General features: G+C 46.0%; 19 protein-coding genes and 1 riboswitch. Of the genes, 5 read left to right on the top strand and 14 right to left on the bottom strand.

Going from position 1 to position 20,644, the window contains the following annotated elements; translation table 11 throughout:
* The first annotated feature begins 2 nt into the window (after nt 1–2).
* Nucleotides 3–740 (top strand): 3'-5' exonuclease, encoded by a 738-nt coding sequence (locus RBK99_RS01165; protein WP_317502820.1) that lies wholly within the window; start codon nt 3–5, stop codon nt 738–740.
* A gap of 8 nt (nt 741–748) precedes the next feature.
* Here RBK99_RS01165 and prpF read toward each other — a convergent pair whose 3' ends face one another.
* The 5 genes from prpF to RBK99_RS01140 form a co-directional block, all read right to left on the bottom strand.
* The gene (gene prpF / locus RBK99_RS01160; protein ID WP_317502819.1) at nt 749–1,927 is read right to left on the bottom strand and encodes a 2-methylaconitate cis-trans isomerase PrpF; all 1,179 of its coding nucleotides are present in this window, start codon (nt 1,925–1,927) and stop codon (nt 749–751) included.
* Nucleotides 1,928–1,939: 12 nt separating this feature from the next.
* On the bottom strand, nt 1,940–4,534 hold the full coding sequence (gene acnD / locus RBK99_RS01155) for a Fe/S-dependent 2-methylisocitrate dehydratase AcnD (RefSeq protein ID WP_317502818.1): 2,595 nt from the start codon (nt 4,532–4,534) through the stop codon (nt 1,940–1,942).
* Between the two features lie 83 nt (nt 4,535–4,617).
* Nucleotides 4,618–5,742, bottom strand: coding sequence for a bifunctional 2-methylcitrate synthase/citrate synthase (prpC, locus tag RBK99_RS01150; protein ID WP_317502817.1), 1,125 nt, complete (start codon nt 5,740–5,742; stop codon nt 4,618–4,620).
* A 76-nt stretch (nt 5,743–5,818) separates the two neighbouring features.
* Nucleotides 5,819–6,697: a methylisocitrate lyase gene (gene prpB, locus RBK99_RS01145; RefSeq protein ID WP_317502816.1), complete on the bottom strand. Its 879-nt coding sequence runs from the start codon at nt 6,695–6,697 to the stop codon at nt 5,819–5,821.
* Nucleotides 6,694–7,383 (bottom strand): GntR family transcriptional regulator, encoded by a 690-nt coding sequence (locus RBK99_RS01140; protein WP_317502815.1) that lies wholly within the window; start codon nt 7,381–7,383, stop codon nt 6,694–6,696. The genes prpB and RBK99_RS01140 overlap by 4 nt, the downstream gene beginning before the upstream one ends.
* 163 nt (nt 7,384–7,546) lie before the next feature.
* On the opposite strand from RBK99_RS01140, the gene RBK99_RS01135 reads away from it, so the two are divergent.
* The 3 genes from RBK99_RS01135 to RBK99_RS01125 all read left to right on the top strand — a co-directional run bounded on the left by RBK99_RS01135 (nt 7,547) and on the right by RBK99_RS01125 (nt 11,386).
* Nucleotides 7,547–8,314, top strand: a complete 768-nt coding sequence (locus RBK99_RS01135) for a TerC family protein (RefSeq protein ID WP_317502814.1) — start codon at nt 7,547–7,549, stop codon at nt 8,312–8,314.
* A 136-nt stretch (nt 8,315–8,450) separates the two neighbouring features.
* Nucleotides 8,451–9,998: a peptide MFS transporter gene (locus RBK99_RS01130; RefSeq protein ID WP_317502813.1), complete on the top strand. Its 1,548-nt coding sequence runs from the start codon at nt 8,451–8,453 to the stop codon at nt 9,996–9,998.
* 68 nt (nt 9,999–10,066) lie between these two features.
* The gene (locus RBK99_RS01125) at nt 10,067–11,386 is read left to right on the top strand and encodes a M24 family metallopeptidase (protein ID WP_317502812.1); all 1,320 of its coding nucleotides are present in this window, start codon (nt 10,067–10,069) and stop codon (nt 11,384–11,386) included.
* On the opposite strand, the gene RBK99_RS01120 is transcribed toward RBK99_RS01125, so the two are convergent.
* The 3 genes from RBK99_RS01120 to RBK99_RS01110 form a co-directional block, all read right to left on the bottom strand.
* Nucleotides 11,376–11,852 (bottom strand): hotdog fold domain-containing protein, encoded by a 477-nt coding sequence (locus tag RBK99_RS01120; protein ID WP_317502811.1) that lies wholly within the window; start codon nt 11,850–11,852, stop codon nt 11,376–11,378. The two genes, RBK99_RS01125 and RBK99_RS01120, sit on opposite strands and share 11 nt — an antisense overlap.
* An 88-nt stretch (nt 11,853–11,940) precedes the next feature.
* Nucleotides 11,941–14,166 carry an NADP-dependent isocitrate dehydrogenase gene (locus RBK99_RS01115; protein WP_317502810.1) on the bottom strand — a complete coding sequence of 742 codons (2,226 nt, stop codon included), beginning with the start codon at nt 14,164–14,166 and terminating at the stop codon, nt 11,941–11,943.
* 89 nt (nt 14,167–14,255) lie between these two features.
* Nucleotides 14,256–14,678: a VOC family protein gene (locus RBK99_RS01110; protein ID WP_317502809.1), complete on the bottom strand. Its 423-nt coding sequence runs from the start codon at nt 14,676–14,678 to the stop codon at nt 14,256–14,258.
* Between the two features lie 101 nt (nt 14,679–14,779).
* On the opposite strand from RBK99_RS01110, the gene RBK99_RS01105 reads away from it, so the two are divergent.
* Entirely contained in the window at nt 14,780–15,001 is a 222-nt protein-coding gene (locus RBK99_RS01105; RefSeq protein WP_317502808.1) for a hypothetical protein, read from the top strand.
* Here the strand turns inward: RBK99_RS01105 and RBK99_RS01100 are convergent.
* The 6 genes from RBK99_RS01100 to RBK99_RS01075 all read right to left on the bottom strand — a co-directional run bounded on the left by RBK99_RS01100 (nt 14,994) and on the right by RBK99_RS01075 (nt 20,546).
* Nucleotides 14,994–15,701 (bottom strand): M48 family metallopeptidase, encoded by a 708-nt coding sequence (locus RBK99_RS01100; protein WP_317502807.1) that lies wholly within the window; start codon nt 15,699–15,701, stop codon nt 14,994–14,996. The genes RBK99_RS01105 and RBK99_RS01100 overlap by 8 nt on opposite strands.
* The gene (locus RBK99_RS01095; protein ID WP_317502806.1) at nt 15,694–16,521 is read right to left on the bottom strand and encodes an ion transporter; all 828 of its coding nucleotides are present in this window, start codon (nt 16,519–16,521) and stop codon (nt 15,694–15,696) included. Before RBK99_RS01095 ends, RBK99_RS01100 begins: the two co-directional genes overlap by 8 nt.
* Nucleotides 16,522–16,531: 10 nt before the next feature.
* Nucleotides 16,532–17,329, bottom strand: a complete 798-nt coding sequence (locus RBK99_RS01090; RefSeq protein WP_317502805.1) for an undecaprenyl-diphosphate phosphatase — start codon at nt 17,327–17,329, stop codon at nt 16,532–16,534.
* 85 nt (nt 17,330–17,414) lie between these two features.
* The gene (locus RBK99_RS01085) at nt 17,415–17,756 is read right to left on the bottom strand and encodes an HvfA family oxazolone/thioamide-modified RiPP metallophore (RefSeq protein ID WP_317502804.1); all 342 of its coding nucleotides are present in this window, start codon (nt 17,754–17,756) and stop codon (nt 17,415–17,417) included.
* Nucleotides 17,757–17,837: 81 nt separating this feature from the next.
* On the bottom strand, nt 17,838–19,178 hold the full coding sequence (gene lysC / locus RBK99_RS01080; protein ID WP_317502803.1) for a lysine-sensitive aspartokinase 3: 1,341 nt from the start codon (nt 19,176–19,178) through the stop codon (nt 17,838–17,840).
* A 96-nt stretch (nt 19,179–19,274) separates the two neighbouring features.
* Nucleotides 19,275–19,452, bottom strand: a riboswitch (Lysine riboswitch).
* 44 nt (nt 19,453–19,496) lie between these two features.
* A complete protein-coding gene (locus tag RBK99_RS01075) occupies nt 19,497–20,546 on the bottom strand; it encodes an NAD(P)-dependent alcohol dehydrogenase (RefSeq protein ID WP_317502802.1) in 1,050 nt (349 codons plus the stop codon).
* Nucleotides 20,547–20,644: the final 98 nt, after the last annotated feature.

Genomic DNA, 20,644 nt, shown 5'->3' with positions numbered 1-20,644 from the left:
TAATGCTGTATCTGCCGCCCGACGCTGAAAACCAGCAGCAAAGAGCAACCTTAGACTGGCCTAAACGCTTTCAGAAACTGGCCGAGTCGGCGAAGTCTCCAGCTCTTAAGAAGTACTATGAAGCGAGTATCGCTGCCGGCGATACTCCTGTTAATGACGTGCCGATGGTCGCCGTCGACTTCGAAACCACCGGTATGAACCCAGACAAACATGGCATTATCAGTATTGCAGTCATCCCCATGACACTTGGTCGACTTAATATGAGTAAAGCTAAGCAATGGATTGTGAAACCACGAAGGCTGCTGACAGAAGAGTCAATAACCATTCACGGTATTACGCACAGTGCCATAGAGCGAGCACCGGATTTATCTGAAATTATTGACCCGTTATTAGAAGCTGTTGCTGGTAAAGTCTGGGTAGTTCATTATCAAGGCATTGAACGACCGTTTCTACAGGGTGCGTTTGAGGAACGTCTGCAAGAAAGTATCCACTTCCCGGTCATAGACACCATGGAAATTGAAGCGCGCTTTCATCGGCAGAAGCGCAGTCTATGGGACAAATTAACCGGCAAGAAACAAGTGTCGATTCGCCTCTCAGACAGCCGCGAACGCTACAATTTGCCGTTTTATGCCCCTCACGACGCCATGACTGATGCCCTGAGCTGCGGTGAGCTATTGCAAGCGCAAATCGCTCACCACTTTTCAGCGGATACCCCTATTGAGGATATTTGGCTGCCTTAGAATATTGGTTAAAGGACGTCACCAGGGATGCGGACATTACCTTCCATTAACACTCGCGCGCTGCGACTCATAATGGCCTTTATCGCGGTCCACTGCCCGTTCACCTGTTTGCACTCAGCACCAACCTGCAAAGTACCCGATGGGTGGCCAAAATTCACCATAGTCCGGTCATTGCCGCCAGCCGCAAGGTTAACTGTGGTCCCGGGAATGGCTGCCGCCGTTCCTATAGCAACTGCTGCCGTCCCCATCATCGCATGATGCAATTTACCCATCGACATGGCCCTTACAAGCAAATCAATGTTATTTGCTTTAATCACCTTACCACTGGATGCGGTGTAATCCTTTGGTGCTGCCACAAAAGCCACTTTGGGGGTATGTTGACGGTTAGCCGCTTCTGCAACATCGTCAATCAAGCCCATCTTCACCGCACCATAGGCACGAATGGTTTCAAAACGCTCAAGTGCTTCCAAACTGCCGTTGATAGCTTCCTGCAACTCGGTACCGTCATACCCAATTTCTTCAGCGTTCAGGAAAATTGTCGGGATACCCGCATTAATCATTGTAGCTTTTAATGTTCCAATACCCGGAACCTCTAAATCATCGATTAAATTACCGGTCGGAAACATGAATTCACCGTCAGCAGACGGATCCATAAATTCCACCGGCACTTCAGCCGCCGGAAAGGTAACACCATCCAGAATGAAATCACCGGTTTCCTGCACTTCTCCATTGACCATGGGCACTTTATTGACAATAGTTTTACCAATATTGGCTTGCCAAATCCGTACTTCGCAAACGCCATTTTCAGGAATTTTATCAGCATCGACCAAACCATTCGCAATCGCGAAAGGTCCAACCGCCGAAGACAAGTTGCCGCAATTCCCGCTCCAGTCGACAAATGGCTTATCAATAGAAACCTGACCAAAAAGGTAATCAACATCGTGTTCCGGCTGAGCGCTTTTTGACACAATCACTGTTTTACTGGTGCTTGAAGTTGCGCCGCCCATACCGTCTGTATGCTTCGCATAAGGATCCGGGCTACCAATGACTCGCATCAGTATTGCATCACGAACTGCGCCGGGCTCCTGCGCTGCCTCAGGTAAGTCCTGCAGACGAAAAAAGACCCCTTTGGAGGTCCCGCCACGCATATAGGTGGCGGGGATTTTGATTTGTGGTTTACTTAGCATACTGAGAACCCCTTAGCTTGCTTGTGCTTCTAAAAAGTCCTGAGCAAAACGCTGCAACACACCGCCGGCTTCGTAAATTGACACTTCCTCTTTTGTGTCCAGACGGCACTGCACAGGTACTTCTTCGCTTTCACCATTGGCACGATGGATGATCAGAGTGAGTCTTGAACCGGCCTCTGGAGTGCCTTTCATATCAAAGGTTTCAGTACCATCAATATTCAGCGTTTTACGCGTTGTGCCTTCTTCAAACTGCAATGGCAATACACCCATACCAATCAGGTTGGTACGGTGAATTCTTTCAAAGCCTTCGGCCACAATCACTTCAACACCCGCTAAACGCACACCTTTAGCAGCCCAATCACGAGAAGAGCCTTGACCGTAGTCAGCACCAGCCACAATAATCAGCGGCTGTTTATTTTCCATATAGTGCTCGATAGCTTCCCACATGCGCACGGTCTTGCCTTCAGGCTCAATTCGAGCCAGCGAGCCCTGAATGACTTTACCGTCTTCGCCCTTCACCATTTCATTAAACAGTTTCGGGTTAGCGAAAGTCGCGCGTTGCGCAGTTAAATGGTCGCCACGGTGTGTTGCATAAGAATTAAAATCCTCTTCCGGAACACCCATTTTCGCGAGATACTCACCTGCAGCGCTGTCAGCCATAATAGCGTTTGAAGGCGACAAGTGGTCAGTCGTGATGTTGTCGCCCAACACCGCTAACGGGCGCATGCCTTTCATGGTGCGCTCTGCGGCTAATGCGCCTTCCCAATAAGGCGGACGGCGAATATAGGTAGTCTGTGGACGCCAGTCGTACAACGGGTTGTTCTTCTCACCGTAATCAACCGACAAGTCAAACATAGGATCATAGACCTTACGGAACTGCTCCGGCTTAACGCTCTGTTTCACAATAGCATCAATTTCTTCGTCACTTGGCCAGATGTCTTTCAATGTAACCGGGTTACCTTCAGGGTCAATTCCGAGCACGTCTTTCTCGATATCAAAACGAATGGTACCGGCTATCGCATAAGCCACAACCAACGGGGGGGACGCCAGAAACGCCTGCTTGGCGTACGGATGTATACGACCATCAAAATTACGGTTACCGGATAACACAGCGGTAGAGAACAAGTCCCGATCAATGATTTCTTGCTGAATTTTAGGATCCAGTGAGCCACTCATACCATTACAAGTGGTACAGGCAAAAGCCACCACACCAAAGCCTAAATCTTCCAGTTCCGGCAACAACTCTGCGTCTTCCAGATACATTTTGACCGTTTTGGAGCCGGGAGCCAGTGACGACTTCACCCAAGGCTTACGAGTTAAGCCCAGCTTATTGGCGTTACGGGCAATTAAGCCAGCCGCAATCATGTTGCGCGGGTTACTGGTATTGGTACAACTGGTAATGGCTGCAATAATCACCGCGCCGTCAGGCATTTTGCCTTCTTCCGGATTCTCAATGTGCTTCGCTACGCCACGCTCAGATAGCTCCGATGCCGGTAACAACGAATGTGGGTTAGATGGTCCAGCTAGGTTACGCTTAACTTTCGATAAATCGAACTTAAGCACGCGTCCATATTCAGCCGATTTCAAACTGTCAGCCCACAGCCCGGTCTCTTTGGCAAAGTGTTCAACCAATTCAACCTGGTCATCATCGCGCCCAGTCAGCTTCAGGTAATCAATGGTCTGATCATCGATATAGAACATGGCCGCCGTCGCGCCGTATTCTGGTGTCATATTCGAGATAGTGGCACGGTCGCCGACCGTTAAGGCTTCAGCGCCCTCACCGTAAAATTCAAGGTACGCACCAACCACTCGCTCTTTACGTAAGAACTCTGTCATTTCTAACACTAAATCGGTACTGGTAATACCCGGTTGCAGCTTACCGCTCAGTTCCACACCAATAATATCCGGAAGCCGCATGTAAGATGCACGACCTAACATGACGCTTTCCGCTTCAAGGCCACCGACACCAACTGAGATAACACCTAAGGCATCAACCATAGGTGTATGGCTGTCTGTACCCACACAGGTATCAACAAAGGCCACATTGTCGCGTACCTGCACAACCGGTGACATTTTCTCCAGATTGATTTGGTGCATAATGCCATTGCCTGGAGGTATAACATCCACGTTTTTAAACGCCGTTTTGGTCCAGTTAATAAAATGGAAACGGTCGTCGTTACGACGGTCTTCAATAGCCCGGTTTTTTTCGAACGCGTCTTTATCAAAACCGGCATGTTCAACTGCTAGTGAGTGATCAACAATCAACTGAGTTGGAACTACAGGGTTTACTTTGGCAGGGTCACCACCCTTTTCTGCAATAGCGTCACGCAATCCGGCTAAATCCACTAATGCTGTCTGACCCAGAATGTCATGACAGACGACACGAGCCGGAAACCAGGGGAAATCGTGTTCTTTCTTGCGGTAAATTAATTGCTCTAACGATTGCGTCAGAATATCCGCCGGGCAACGGCGAACGAGGTTTTCGGCCAATACGCGCGAGGTATAAGGCAGGCGCGCATAAGCACCTGGCTCAATCGCATCCACCGCGGCTTGAGTATCAAAGTACTCGAGCGAGGTACCAGCGAGTTTTTTACGGTATGAAGTCATGAGTTACCACTTATCGTCATTGTTAAACGAAAAAAGGAGCAGTAGATGACTGCTCCTGTACTATTTATCAGTCGAAGATTAAATTAACGCTCTTCTAAAGCTGGAACTTTACGCGGCTCTGGACCGGTATAGTCAGCACTTGGACGGATGATACGGTTGTTTGCACGCTGCTCTTTTACGTGAGCGGTCCAGCCGGTCACACGCGACATAACAAAAATTGGCGTGAACAATTTGGTTGGAATGCCCATGTAGTGATAAGCCGACGCATGGAAGAAGTCTGCATTAGGGAATAGTTTCTTTTCGTCCCACATGACTTTTTCACAACGCACAGAAACGTCGTACAAGCGGCTGTCGCCCACTTCTTCAGACAATTTCTTAGACCAAGCTTTAATCACGTCGTTACGCGGATCAAAATCACGATAAATGGCATGGCCAAAGCCCATGATTTTTTCTTTGCGTTCCAGCATACCTTTCAGCTTCTCTTCCGCGTCATCAGCATCTTTCATGCCTTCAATCAGTTCCATTGCGGCTTCGTTTGCACCGCCGTGAAGAGGACCACGTAGTGAACCGATAGCGCCCGTTACACAAGAGTGAAGGTCTGACAGTGTTGATGCACAGACACGAGCTGTAAAGGTTGACGCGTTAAACTCGTGCTCAGCATATAAAATTAGCGAGGTATTCATTGCCGCTGCGTGCAATTCCGAAGGTGCTTTATCGTGCAGTAAACGCAGGAAGTGCGCTCCAATAGATTCTTCTTCCGAATCGGTATCAATTCGAACACCATCGTGAGTAAAGCGATACCAGTACAGTACGATACCCGGGAAGGTCGCCAACAGACGTTCGATGTGATCATCGGCTTCATCAAAGCTTTCTTCCGTTTCCAGGTTGCCCAACATAGAACAACCGGTACGCATAACGTCCATTGGGTGCGCTGCTTTTGGAATACGCTCAAGTACGTCTTTCACTTCCTGAGGTAACGTACGCAGTGATTTTAAACGTTTTTTATAATCAGCCAACTCTTGCTTTTTGGGCAGTTCACCTTTTGCTAAAAGGTACGCCACTTCTTCAAAGCTGACTTTTTCGGCCAACTCAGAAATATCATAACCACGGTAGGTTAGACCTGAACCACTTTTACCAACAGTACACAGTGCCGTTTCGCCGGCTGATTGTCCGCGCAAACCTGCGCCACTCAGTTTCTTCTCTGCCATTTTTGTTCCCTTCTTAATTTTTCGTATTTCTTTGACTTCAATATGTCACCTGACGTGAACGTCAGGCTACGCCGTATTATTTTTTAAATAACTGGTCTAATTTTTCTTCGAAATCGTGATAGTTCAAAAAGTCATACAGCTCTGCGCGAGTCTGCATGTCATCGACAACGGCTTTCTGATCACCATTCTCTAAAATACTATTGTAGACGTTCAATGCCGCTTTGTTCATCGCCCGGAATGCACTTAAAGGGTAAAGAACAATTTCCACCCCAACGTCTGCCAACTCTTTTTTGTTGAATAAAGGCGTTGCACCAAACTCGGTAATGTTTGCCAGAACAGGTACATTCAAAGCATCGGTGAAGGCTTTGTATTGATCGAGTGTATGCACCGCTTCTGCAAAAATAGCGTCTGCACCGGCATCAACGCAAGCCTGAGCACGTTCAATAGCCGCTTCCAGCCCTTGTTGTTGCAAAGCGTCGGTACGGGCCATGATCACAAACTGATCATCGATACGCGCATCCACGGCTGCTTTAACACGATCCACCATTTCTTCCTGCGTGACAATTTCTTTGTTAGGACGATGCCCGCAGCGCTTCTGCGCCACCTGATCTTCAATGTGCATTCCGGCTGCACCGGCACGAGTCATTTCCTGAACCGTACGAGCAATATTGAATGCACCGCCCCAACCGGTATCCGCATCAACTAACAACGGTACGTCGGTCGCCGCAGTGATACGACGAATGTCTTCACAAACATCATTTAGCGAGGTCATGCCCAAATCAGGTAGCCCAAAAGATGCATTCGCCACACCGGCACCAGAAAGATATAACGCTTTATGCCCCACTTTTTCGGCCATCATCGCTGTATAGGCATTAATGGTGCCAACAATCTGTAACGGGTTTTCGCTGGCAATAGCTTGGCGCAATTTCGCGCCTGGGCTTGTCATATGAGTCATGATGTTTCCTTTTCTGTTTGTAACCGTAATTCGATGTTCTTACGAGAGGCGCCTATGTGGCGGCGCATTAATAAATCGGCTAATTCACCATCGCGGTTGGCAATGGCGTTAATAATGGCTTTATGCTCGTCAAAGGCGCGAGATACTCTGGGACCATTCATTCCCATCTGAACCCTATACATACGAACAAGATAATACAGTTCGTCACAGAGCATATTGATTAAGTACTGGTTTTTGCTGCCGAGTATTATACGGTAATGAAAATCCAGATCGCCGGCTTCCTGGTAGTAGCTTTCGCCTTCGCGCACTCGTTGCGTTTCCAGGTGCTTATCTAAAAGCTCTCTTAAGTCTTCAATTTCGCTATCCGGCATTTGTTCTGCAGCTAAACGACAGGCCAGGCCTTCCAGTTCTTCCCTTATTTGATATAACGAAATTAACCCTTCCGGAGACAAGGTAACTACTCTGGCACCCGCATTGGGTATTCGTTCAATCAGATGACAGCGTTCAAGCCTGGCTAGAGCCTCACGTAAAGGTGCCCTGCTTACATTAAAACGTTTTGCCAGTTCCGGCTCACTAATTTTACAGCCAGCAGCAATATTTCCTTCAACAATCGCTCTCTGTATTTCAAACAGGACTCTATCTGAAGAAGTAATGGCCGAACGCTCTAAAGGACTGACTATTTGCATTAATTGTCGACAGTAATTATTGATTCGTCCATTTTCCATGAAAAAAATAACGATCGCAAGGTTTTATAAGATAAATTGTCGACAATCTAATTTGGATTGTATTTACGAGCGTTAGCCATCAATATAATCGTCATTTTATTAACTATTATTTCAGGAGACAATTATGTTTGAGTGGATAGCCATGCCTGAAGCCTGGATCGCGTTAGCGACGCTGACCGCGCTGGAAATTGTTTTAGGTATTGATAACATCATTTTCATATCAATATTGGTCGGTCGACTACCCGAGCATCAGCGTGATAAAGCTCGGACTATTGGTTTAGGCCTTGCAATGGGAACACGGCTACTGCTGCTTTTCTCTTTAACCTGGGTTATGACTCTCACTGATCCATTATTCAGTGTTTTCGCAGAGGAGATTTCAGGAAGAGACTTGATATTACTACTGGGTGGACTCTTTCTTTTAGGAAAAAGCACCTTAGAAATACATCACGCTCTTGAAGGCGAATCCCAGTCTGAAACATCTGCGGTTTCAGCCTCTTTTGCTGGTATCCTTGTGCAAATAGCGATTCTTGACGTTGTTTTTTCATTAGATTCAGTTATCACAGCCGTTGGTTTAGCCGACCAATTAAGCGTAATGGTTATTGCGGTTGTCATTTCTGTTGGCGTTATGCTGTTAGCCGCTAAGTCGGTCAGTGACTTTGTCGATAAGCATCCCACGATAAAAATGTTAGCACTTAGCTTTTTAATTCTTATTGGTATGACGCTGATTGGAGAAGGTTTCGGATTCCATGTTCCAAAAGGTTACGTTTATTTTGCCATGGCATTCTCTCTAACGGTCGAAATGCTCAATTTGAAAATACGGGCTAACCGTAAAAAAACAGAGCCGGTGCACTTGCGTAAGAGTATTCCGGGAGACAAACACCCTGAAAACTGAGTATTTCATCGTTTTCGGTTTTATTTCTTAGCCGTCGCTAGTAAAGTAAGGCCACTTTTACGACTCCGACTTTAGTCGCAAAGGGTCGCTAGTGACGCTAACTTATTAATATTAAATAACAAAATGGATAATAAGAATGGATCCAAAAAATATTGTCGATAAAGACTCAAGTTTTTTCGGACAACCAGGGGGCTTACAGACCCTGTTTTTTACCGAAATGTGGGAGCGCATGAGCTACTACGGTATGCGCGCACTGCTGGTACTTTTCATGACAGCCAGCTTACAAGAAGGTGGTTTAGCCTTAACGGTCGTCTCCGCAACCGCTATTTACGGTTTATACACCGGTTCTGTCTATTTTATGGGATTACCCGGCGGTTGGATATCTGACCGTTTATTAGGCGGCCAAAAAGCAACCTGGTACGGTGGAATAGTCATCATGTTAGGCCACATTGTGTTGGCCATTCCGAGTGAGGCTGGCTTTTTCATTGGCATGATTTTAGTCGTATTGGGTACTGGCCTGTTAAAACCTAATATTACCGCTATGGTTGGTCAACTGTATGGCTCAACTGACGATCGCCGCGATGGTGGTTACACACTGTATTACATGGGTATCAACATTGGTTCCATCATCGGTTATTTCGTCACGGGTTACCTTATGGAAAATGCAGGTTACCATTGGGGCTTCGGTGCCGCTGCCGTTGGTATGGCATTTGGTCTAATTCAATACCGGCTAACCTTGCCAAAATTAAAAGGTGTTGGTGCGGAGCCACCAAAACCTTTGAGTCCTGCCGGCATGAAACGCAGTTGGGCTGTTATTTGGGCATTACTTGCAGGTTTAGCTGTTTTCACCTTGCTTGCCCTGAATGATGTTATCTACATTGATCCAACCATTATTGCCAGCAATGTTGCCATCGTATTTACGGTTATATTTTTCGTGTATTACTTAAGTATCTTCTTATTTAGTAAACTCACCAAAAATGAAATGAAGCGGTTGGGAGCCCTTTTCCTTGTGTGTATCGCTTCAACTTGTTTTTGGGCAGGGTTTGAGCAGGCGGGGTCTTCATTCAACCTGTTCGCACGAGATTTAACCGACCGTATGATTGGGGGCTTTGAGATACCAACCACTTGGTTCCAGTCATTAAACTCAATATTTCTTGTTGCCCTGTCGCCTTTCTTTGCTGCACTTTGGATCAATTTAAGCAAACGCATGATTAATCCATCGTACGGCTTTAAGAGTGCTTTAGGTTTGATCATCATGGCGTCCGGCTTTATTGTCATGTTTTTTGCTTCTCAAGCTGCTGCAAGTGGTTTGAAAGTGGCGCCTTACTGGTTGGTTGCGGTTTACTTCATTCACACTGTAGGTGAGCTATGCCTGAGCCCTGTTGCATTAAGTGCGGTGAGTAAGCTGTCACCTAAACGTATGGCAGGCCAGATGATGGGTGTATTTGTACTTACCTACTCAATTGGTAACGTTGTCGCGGGTCTTCTGGCCGGAGGATTGAATCCTAACGACCCGGGCGCTATGCCAGACCTATACTGGACAATATTTATCTTTGGTGTAAGCGTTGGCGCTATTGTCTTCGTATTGGCCTTTTTCACTCGTAAATGGGAGAAACTTGCCGAAGATGATGATGAACACCCAGGCGCTGTCATCGATGCTAACGAACCGGTTGGCAGACCTTAATTCACTTCTAAGTGAAAAGCTGATAGAAAGGGACCTTCGGGTCCCTTTTTTATTATCGGCGGAAGCTTATGTTGAAACAAATTATTCTACTGGCCAGCCTAACTTGCGGTACTCTCTTTTCTGCAAGTTTATTCGCTGAAAATGTCAGTCCCCTGCCTCTCAAGCAACGTGCAGAAGTTGTTGACGAGCTTCTCCAGCAACGGGTACAGCAATTACTTCCGGATTTAATGCGACGAGCTAACATTGATATGTGGCTATTAATTAGCCGCGAATACAACGAGGACCCTATTCTTAACACTTTTCTGCCCAGTGACTGGTTGTCTGCGAGGAGAAGAACCATTCTGGTTATTCATGACCCCGGCAACGGCAGAGAGCTTGAGACCTTAGCAATTGCTCGCTATAACGTCGGTGAAGTATTTGAAAGCGCATGGGATCCCGAACAGCAGCCCGATCAATGGCAACGTCTGACAGAAATTATTACAGAGCGCAATCCAGATACCATTGCGATTAATCAATCGAAAGACTTTGCCCAAGCTGATGGCATTACGGCAACCGACAAGGACCTCCTCATGGCCGCTTTGTCCGATAATAATCTGACAAGTAAACTGATTAGTGCAGAGCCGCTTGCTGTATCCTGGCTGGAAACGCGAATTGAAGCAGAACTTCCTTACTATCGCAATGCGGTCAAATTAGCGCACCAAATTATTGCAGAAGGCTTTTCCAGTAAGGTGGTTTCAGCCGGTGAAACCACGACGGAGGATCTACAGTGGTGGTTCCGTGAGCGTGCCGCAGAAGAAAAGCTGCCGGTATGGTTTCATCCTTCGGTGAGTGTACAGCGCATAGATGAGCCTCAAGCAGGACATCCCCGATCGACAGGTGCCACCATTCAACCCGGTGATTTACTGCATGTTGACTTCGGCATTACCTATTTACGTCTCAATACCGACACTCAGCAGCATGCCTATGTTTTAAAAGAAGACGAATCAGACGCACCTGAAACTCTAAAGCAGGCGTTAGCGAATGCCAATAAGCTACAGGATATCTTAACCGGAGAGTTTAAAGAGAAGCGTTCAGGTAATGAGATCCTGTTAGCGTCACTAAAAAAGGCCAAAGACGAAGGTCTGGAGCCTATGATCTACACCCACCCCATTGGTTATTATGGTCATGGCTCAGGGCCAACCATTGGCATGTGGGATAAACAAGACGCCATAAAAGGTGGCGGGGAATACCCATTGTTCTCTAATACGGCTTACTCTATTGAGCTTAATAACAAAACCACATTTGATGGTAAAGCCATCACCATCATGCTGGAAGAAGATGCGTTCTTTAATGGTGACGGTGTTAATTATTTAAACGGAAGACAGCAATCGTTTCATCTTATCGATTAGGTTTCTCTGAAACATAAATAGTGATGTGACCAGAAGCCACAACGGTGCCGTCGTTGCGCTTTGCTTCTACTGATATTGGTTGATCACCCGGTTCCCAAGTCGCTCCAGAGCAACTTGCTTCTATGGTCACATCACTGTCCGTTTTCGCCAGATACTGCACATCCATCCCTTTTGGCAGCCACCGCAGATGCTTGGGAATAGAGGCTTCTGCAAGCGCTCCCATCGCCATTTCCATACCGTTACATACCGCAATAGCGTGCACTGTACCAATATGGTTCTGTACTGCCTTGCGCTTTCTGAACCTCAGTTGGCAGAAGTTTGGTTTTAATTCGGTAATTAACGGTTTAATTGTTTTGAAGTACGGCGCTTTGCGAGCAAACATTGCCGAAAAAATCTTGCGCCCGAAAGGCAGTTTTAAGCAGCGCTCGTATAAATTAATAAGGTAATTGCTACTGGCCAAAATCATCGCTCCAAATAGGGTTAAGTGCAGTTTCCTGATATAAAAAAAGCAGGCCGAAGCCTGCTTTTTACACTAATAGCTTACAAGGTTTTAATTATAAGCTGGCAAGCGTCTCATTTAATACTGAACAAGGACGCATTGCTGTCGACACCTTATCCGTATTTGGCTGATAGTAGCCGCCAATATCAACTTTTGCACCCTGAATCTCATTCAGTTCGTCGATAATCGCCTGCTCATTACCTGCTAGCTTTTCAAACAGCTTGCTGAAACGCTCTTTCAGCTCTGAGTCATCGTTCTGATTAGCCAACGCTTCTGCCCAGTACATAGCCAGATAGAAATGTGAGCCGCGGTTATCGATTTCACCCACTTTACGCAATGGTGATTTGTTTTCTTCCAGGAACTTGGCGGTTGCTACATCCAAACTGTCAGCCAGCACTTGCGCACGCTGGTTATCAAAGGTACGGCTTAAGTGCTCCAAAGAAGCTGCCAGCGCCAGGAATTCACCCAGTGAATCCCAACGCAAATGGTTCTCTTCAACAAACTGCTGTACGTGTTTGGGGGCCGAGCCGCCAGCACCGGTTTCAAACAGACCGCCACCGTTCATCAGTGGCACAATAGACAACATCTTCGCTGACGTACCCAGTTCCAGAATTGGGAACAGGTCAGTCAGATAGTCACGCAGTACGTTACCGGTAACAGAGATGGTGTCTTTACCTTCTTTAACACGTTTTAAAGTATGACGAGTGGCTTCAACCGGTGCCATGATTTGAATATCCAGACCATCGGTATCATGCTCTTTTAAGTATTTTTCAACTTTCGTAATTAACTGAGCATCGTGTGCGCGGTTACTGTCCAGCCAGAATACCGCAGGCATACCACTTAAGCGCGAGCGATTCACCGCCAGTTTCACCCAGTCACGGATTGGCTCGTCTTTCACCTGACACATACGCCAGATATCACCTTCTTCAACACTATGTTCAAAGACAACATCGCCAGCTTTATTTAATACCTTAACCACTCCGTTCGCAGGAATTTCGAAAGTCTTGTCATGCGAACCATATTCTTCTGCTTTTTTCGCCATCAAACCAACATTAGGTACTGTACCCATAGTTGATGGATCAAAGGCGCCATTTTCTCTGCAGAAGTCGATAGTTTCCTGATAAACACCTGCATAGCTGCGGTCAGGGATCATAGCTTTTGCATCTTTCTGGCTATCATTGGTATCCCACATCTTGCCAGAATCACGGATCATCGCAGGCATAGAGGCATCAATGATAATGTCACTTGGTACATGCAGGTTAGTGATGCCTTTATGCGAATTAACCATCGCCAGTTCCGGCTGCTTCGCATAAACCGCGTTCATGTCGGCTTCAATGGCGTCACGTTGCTCGGCAGTCAGTTGGTCCAGCTTACTGTATAAGTCGCCAATACCGTTACTTGGGTCAAATTCAATCTCTTCCATGACATCGGCGTGTTTTTCTAAAACATCTTTATAGAAAACACGAACCGCGTGACCAAACATGATTGGGTCAGACACTTTCATCATGGTGGCTTTTAAATGCAGTGACAATAATACGCCCTGCTCTTTAGCAGCCGCAGTTTCTTTCTCAAAAAATGCCTGCAGTTGCTTTTTACTCATAGTTGCCGCGTCTACAACTTCACCCGCCAGAACCGGTACCGACTCTTTCAGTACTTTTTGTTCCCCGTTGGATTCAAAGACAATCTTAAACGTGTCATCAGAAGCCGAGGTCATTGACTTTTCACTACCGTAAAAATCACCTTCGTTCATGTGCGCAACATGCGATTTAGACTCTTTAGACCACTCGCCCATGCGGTGTGGGTGTTTCTTTGCGTAGTTTTTTACAGCACTTGGTGCACGACGGTCTGAGTTACCCTCACGCAATACTGGGTTAACCGCACTGCCCTTCACTTTGTCATAACGTGAACGAACGTCTTTCTCTTCATCTGTTTGCGGATCAAACGGGAAATCAGGCAGTTTATAGCCTTGTGATTGAAGTTCTTTGATACACGCTGTCATCTGCGGAATCGACGCGCTGATGTTTGGTAATTTAATGATATTGGCTTCTGCGGTTTTCGCCATTTCACCTAGTTCAGCTAAAGCATCTGACTGACGTTGTTCTTCGGTCAGGTACTCCGGAAACTGCGAAATAATACGACCAGCCAAAGAAATATCACGGGTTTCAACTGAAACACCAGCTGCCTTGGTAAATGCTTCAATAACAGGCAGAAACGAATAAGTCGCTAAACGCGGCGCTTCATCCGTTTCAGTGTAAATAATCTTTGCTTTATCAGTCGACATAGTCATTCCTATTTATTGGACCAAAGTAAAAATCTATTAACTTACTTCTGTAATTTTGTGGCGCAGATTATAGAGGATCTGGCCCCGAATTACCATTCGCCGGTATTTTCCATAGACGCCCAAGGCTCTTGTGGTGGCAAGTCATCACCCTTTTGCAATAACTCAATGGAGATATTATCGGGAGAACGTACGAAAGCCATATGACCATCGCGTGGCGGGCGATTGATAATGACACCGTTGTCTTTTAATTTTTCGCATAACTGATAAATATCATCGACTCGAAACGCTAAATGCCCAAAGTTACGACCGTTATTATAAGTTTCAGGGTCCCAGTTATAAGTTAACTCAAGCATTGGTGCTTTATCTTCTTGCGCTCGCTCAATATCGGCCGGAGCGGCCAGGAAAACGAGCGTGAAGCGACCTTTTTCCACTTCTTTTCGACTAACTTCCTGTAAGCCCAATAAGTCACAGTAAAAATTTAAAGACTGTTCCAGATTGTGCACCCGCACCATAGTATGTAAATACTACACCACTGACTCCTTAACTATTTCTTGATCTAAATTAAAAATGCATTTAGAATGCACTTATTAAACATACATTAGGAATGTTTATTATGAACGGTAAAAAGCTTCTCTTTACATCAAATACTTCAATGATCGTATTTTTGGTTCTTTCTGTTGTTGTTTTTTATCTTGCCTGGTTTCAGGAAGAGAATTTACCTTTGATGCTGCTTGTTTTTCTGCATCTGTCGCAGATCATTTTAGCAGGTCTATTCAAAGTAGCTTATGTGTTTAGGCTAATAGCGCAGAACCAATTAGGGGAAGAGCTCAGATAAGCTGGTTAGTGAGTTTTTTTCGTTCCCGCCAGTCTGGAAGAAAGCGGTCCATCAGAGCATAAAAGCGGGCATTATGATAACGCTCAAATAAGTGCACGAGCTCGTGTACAACCACGTATTCAAGACATTGGGGTGGTTTTTTTACCAGTTCTAAATTCAGCCAGATTTTTTTGCTGCGTATATTACAACTACCCCAACGAGTTTTCATTGCCTTAATGCCAAAACCGCTACTGTAGGCGCCCATTCGAGGTTGCCAGACCTCTAACAGAGTCTCAACTTCCTGGCTAATCTGTTGACGATACCAACGATTAAGAACCTGCTTGCGTTGTATGTCATTATAATGAGGTAAGGACGTCAGCGTTAACTGATTGTGGAATCGCTCAACCGACGTTCCGCGTTTTTTCACCACAACATTTAATGTGCAGTTTTCGCCCCAACACTTATGTTGCTCACCAGATACAAACTTGTATTCAGGCAGGACCGGTTGCAAAGCCGCTCTCTCTCGCTGTTTTATCAACCAGTCTTGGCGGTCAAATAACCAACGCTCTAGTTCATCTAACGAGCAGCGACTAGGCGCCGACACTTCGACTTCGCCAGAAGAGCCTCTTACCCGTAAATACAAATTTTTTATCCGCTTGCGCTTTACCGTCACCGGAATGTCATTAACAAAAAGCGTGGTCTGGCTGACACTTTTATTCAATGTTGGCCTCTTTACGGGCCACTATTAACTGCTTTAACTCTCGAATTTCCTGTTGTAGCTCACGTATCGACGGCTCTTTATCTGCAGCTTCGGTATCCGCATCCTGCTGAGCCAGCTCAATACGCTGCCCCTCTTTATTCATCACGTTAACGACAATACCTATCACCATATTCAAGAACGCAAACGCCGTCAGGAAGATAAAGCTCATGTAATAAATCCAACTCCAGCCATAGACCTCCATAGTCTCGTACTGAATATCAGTCCAGTCTTCAAATGTCATGACCCGGAACAGGGTGAGCATTGACGTCGCTATGTTCTCCCACAAAAACGGATTGATATCAGCAAACAGATAACTGCCCACGGCCGCGTATATATAAAAGATAATAAACATGAGCAACACGACGTAAGCCATTTGCGGCAGTGCTTTTATCAAAGAATTTATTAATGTTCGCAGTTCAGGGATGATTGAAATCATCCTCAGTACGCGGAAGATCCTGACCAAACGAGCTAATAAAGCCAGTTCGGAATCATTTATCGGGATAAGGCTCATGACCACAACAACGGTGTCAAATACGTTCCAGCCCGATCGGAAAAATGCCTTTTTATCCTCCTCAGCAACAAACCGGATCGCTATTTCAAATAAGAAAAACAGCGTAATGAACCAATCTAAACCATAAGTTAAGGTGTTCGCAAAGGACGGAAGTTCGTAGGTTTTCGCACCAATCTCTAGTGCTGAAATAATAATAACGGTAACAACCACCGTCTCAAAAATCCTGTTGCTCTTTAGCCTGAATAAGCGCTTTTTTACATTTTCATACATACGTCATTACTCAGAAGAAAAACAAGTATAAGACAACCGCCAACACTAAACGGTAGATGACATAAGGCCACATACCGAAGTCATTGAGCCATTTCAAAAAGAAGTGAATGGCCGTAATGGCCGTTAAGAACGAAACAACGCCACCGACGAGAAAACCAGACCAATCAACAACGACAGAATTGGACGCAATTTCCAGCAGCTTAACCAAAGCGGCCGCGGCGGTAATCGGGATAGCCATAAAAAATGAAAACTTAGAGGCAGCCTCGCGGTTCAAACCTAAAAATAATCCAGCGGTCATTGTGGCACCTGAACGTGAAGTGCCCGGAATGAGAGCGACCGCCTGTGCTAACCCAACAATAATTGCATCTATAAAGCCGATATTCTGCAGTGTTCTGTTGCCTCGGGCAAAGCGATCTGCTACGGCTAAAAGTACCGCAAATACAACGGTGGTTGTAATAATAACGCCTACTGCTCTTAAGGTGGTGTCGATGTAATCAAGCAACAGTACGCCCGCAATACACGCTGGTATAGTTGCAACGACGACAGCCCAACCCAGCCGGCTTTGACCGACATGTTGACGTACCTTGATGGAGTGCAGTCCGTCGATAAAGAGCTCACCTACCTCTTTGCGGAAGTACAAAATAACGGCAAGCAACGTACCAACGTGAACAGCCAGATCAAAACCGACACCCTGATCTTCCCAACCCGTCATTATCGGCATCAGGATTAAATGGGCAGAGCTCGATATGGGAAGGAATTCGGTTATTCCCTGGATGATCCCCAGGATGATTGACTGTAAAAAATCCATTAAAAATGCTCGCCTTCATTCTGTGCAAATAGAAAGCGAGCATTATAGTCAGTTTCGTTGTCAGAACGAAAGTAACATTAGGTGATTAAGCACCGCATTTACCTTCACCACATTTGCCTTCTTCAGATTTATCGTGCTTTTTCTCACCTTTTTCGTGCTTCATCTCGTCGCCGCGCTTGCCTTCACCGCATTTACCCTCACCGCATTTGCCTTCCTTTGCTTTTTCTTTCATTTCTTCAGACTTCGCTTTCTTCTCTTCCCCACATTTACCTTCACCACATTTCATTTCTTGAGGTTGAGACACTTCATAACCGGAAGACAATTCGGTCGCTTCAAAAGGGTTTGCCTGCGCTGCAGTCATACTCATTGCAGACGCTACCGATAATGCCGAAGTAATTGCCAGAGTTTTTGATGTCAGTTGTTTCATAATAGTCACCTAAATTAAGTTTATAGAAGCAATTTAACTGTAGTTTACTTTTAGGTTAAATAAACCGTTATTTACATATTATTAACCTAATATTTTTTCATGCACAATTCGAATCACACTCTCTCCCTGAGCGTCATCAACAAGAAAGCAAAGGTTGTGTTCGCTTGCCCCCTGACAGATTAAACGCACGGCATAATTATTGACTGTATTGAAAGTGAGTTGGCTAATATGCGCATCACGTCCAATACCATTACCAATGATAGCCACCAACGACAAACCCGTTTCAATTTCGACCCGGCTGAACTGTTCTAACTCTTCCAGCGCAGCAGCCGGCAATAACGCTTCCCCATTAGCCACACTCCCCCCTTCATCGAGGGTTAAAGCTATACTGACCTCCGACGTCGTCACCAAGTCTACGCTCACATTATATCGAGCCAGTATCTCAAAAAGGCGAGCCAAAAAACCGCTCGCGTGCAACATGCTTAAACTATGGACCGTTACTAATGTTTGATTTCTTCTTAGTGCAACGGCGCGCACATCCGGCCGAGTTGTGGGTGAGGCTGAAACGTATGTTCCACCGGCCAAAGCATCTTTGCTGCTGCCAATAAAAACTCGGATGTCATTTTGTATTGCCGGTGCCAGACTCGAGGGGTGTAGGATTTTCGCCCCAAAAGTTGCCAGCTCCGCGGCCTCTGAAAAACTCATTTCCGCTATCGCGCGGGCACTGGAACAAATTCTGGGATCCGTTGTATAGATACCGGCTACATCGGTCCAAATTTGTAAATCCGTTGCATTAAAGCCAGCCGCTATTAGCGCAGCACTGTAATCACTTCCGCCACGACCCAGGGTTGTTGTCTGCCCTTGGTTATTTGAGCCAATAAACCCCTGAGTAACCCAAACGCAGCCGGGTTCAAGTTTCTGTTTTTGCTCCAGACAATGCGATTTAGTAGTGAGTTCATCTGGTTGGGCTCGCCCAAAATCGCTGTTTGTTTTGAGTAACTGTCGCGCATCCAGGGTATCCGATACAATTCCATTTTGCTCCAGTACCCACGAGAACAATAGACTGGAGCAACGTTCACCAAAACTTAATAATTCATCCCGCCATGCAGCCCAGTCTTCTATTGGTTTCCCGCAATGGCACCCGAGCTCCTCATGCAGTTGAGAAAGCGCTCTTTGTTTGTCTTCAGAAAAAGCAAAGCTTTCAACTATTGAGGAGTGAATAGCGCCTATTTCATCCAGTAAAAAGTCAACTTTCTTGTCACGTGCGATCGCTATATCAGCCAGCCGATTGGTCACCCCGGCACAGGCGCTAACAACAACCAGACGAATAGACGAATCATTTTGAATGATTTCGGCACAGCGCAACATAGAACGGTAATCCGCAACGCTTGTACCTCCGAACTTAGCAACAGTGAAACTCACGTACTTCTCCAGAACATAACAGCATTAGTGTTCGGAGAACTTAGGTTTTGCAGAAAAATACTGGCGGCGTCGATGAATGGCCGAGAGGAAAATGCAAAGACCAGAAGCTCTCCACCTTAAAAGGTGACAGTTGCGGGTGTTCAAACCCTGCAACCGGCAACATTGCGCCAAATAGCAATGTTACCTCGGCGTGACATCCCCTCTTATTCGACTTAATTCTGGCTTTGGCGGCCTAAGTTCGAACATCCCTGATGTACGCACCTCTTCTTTGGGGAAATTAGACCACGGCTGATAAAGCGCGGTCAATTTTTTTGCTGACTAAGACTGCTTTAACGTATCCATATCAATGACGAAACGGTACTTAACATCCCCCTTTTTCATACGCACAAAGGCTTCGTTAATGTTTTTTATATCCAGCATTTCCACGTCGCAGTGAATATCGTGCTCGGCACAAAAATCGAGCATTTCCTGTGTTTCTGGAAGTCCACCAATTAAAGACCCCGCTAATACACGACGTTTCATGACTAAGGCACCAGCTTGCAATGCAGGGTCAACAGGCTCTAACAAGCCAACTAGGATATGCGTACCATCAACCTTAAGACAATTAATATAAGGGTTTAAATCGTGTTGTACCGGGACGGTATCAAGCAGAAAATCGAAGGTTTCGGCTGCCGCTTCCATTTGTGAGTCGTCGGTTGATATAACGACGTGATCGGCGCCCTGCTTTTTCGCTTCCGCTACCTTGCTCTCAGAACGAGTGAAAATCGTCACTTCCGCTCCCATTGCTTTAGCGAACTTGACGCCCATGTGACCTAAGCCACCCATACCAATAACACCTACTTTGTGCCCTTCTTTAACACCAAAATGACGCAGCGGCGAGTAAGTCGTGATGCCCGCACAGAGTAAGGGTGCAGCTTTTGCCGGGTCGAGTTTCTTCGGCACCCGAACGACAAACCGATCGCTAACAACGATTTTTTCAGAATACCCGCCGTAGGTTATACTTTGGTCATGCAAGTCCTCTCCGTTGTAAGTTGGCACCATTCCATTTAAGCAATATTGTTCCAGACCTTTTTCACACGAAGAGCATTCCCGGCATGAATCCACTAAGCAGCCAACTCCTACTGTGTCACCAACACTGAAACCTTTAACCTTGTCACCGACAGCTGTCACTTTTCCTATTATTTCATGACCGGGTACAACGGGATAAATTGTGCCACCCCAGTCATTTTCAGCGTAGTGAATATCGGTGTGGCAAACACCGCAGTGAGTAATGTCAATCGCAACATCATCGTCTCGCAGCTCCCTACGCTCTATTGAATGAGGGGCCAGCTTCGACGTTTCTGATTTAGCCGCATAAGCTTTTGTCATGTATTACTCCTTTTAATTGTTTTCTCACATTAACGTACTCATAAAACTCAATTTTAGATTCTGGGCTTTAGAGTTATTGCAACCTATTCGCCGACAAC

The sequence above is a fragment of the Idiomarina solivarensis genome (assembly GCF_033052755.1).
Taxonomy (GTDB): Bacteria; Pseudomonadota; Gammaproteobacteria; order Enterobacterales; family Alteromonadaceae; genus Idiomarina.
Note: the sequence above shows the minus strand (reverse complement) of the source record. Positions and strands in the feature narration are given on the sequence as shown.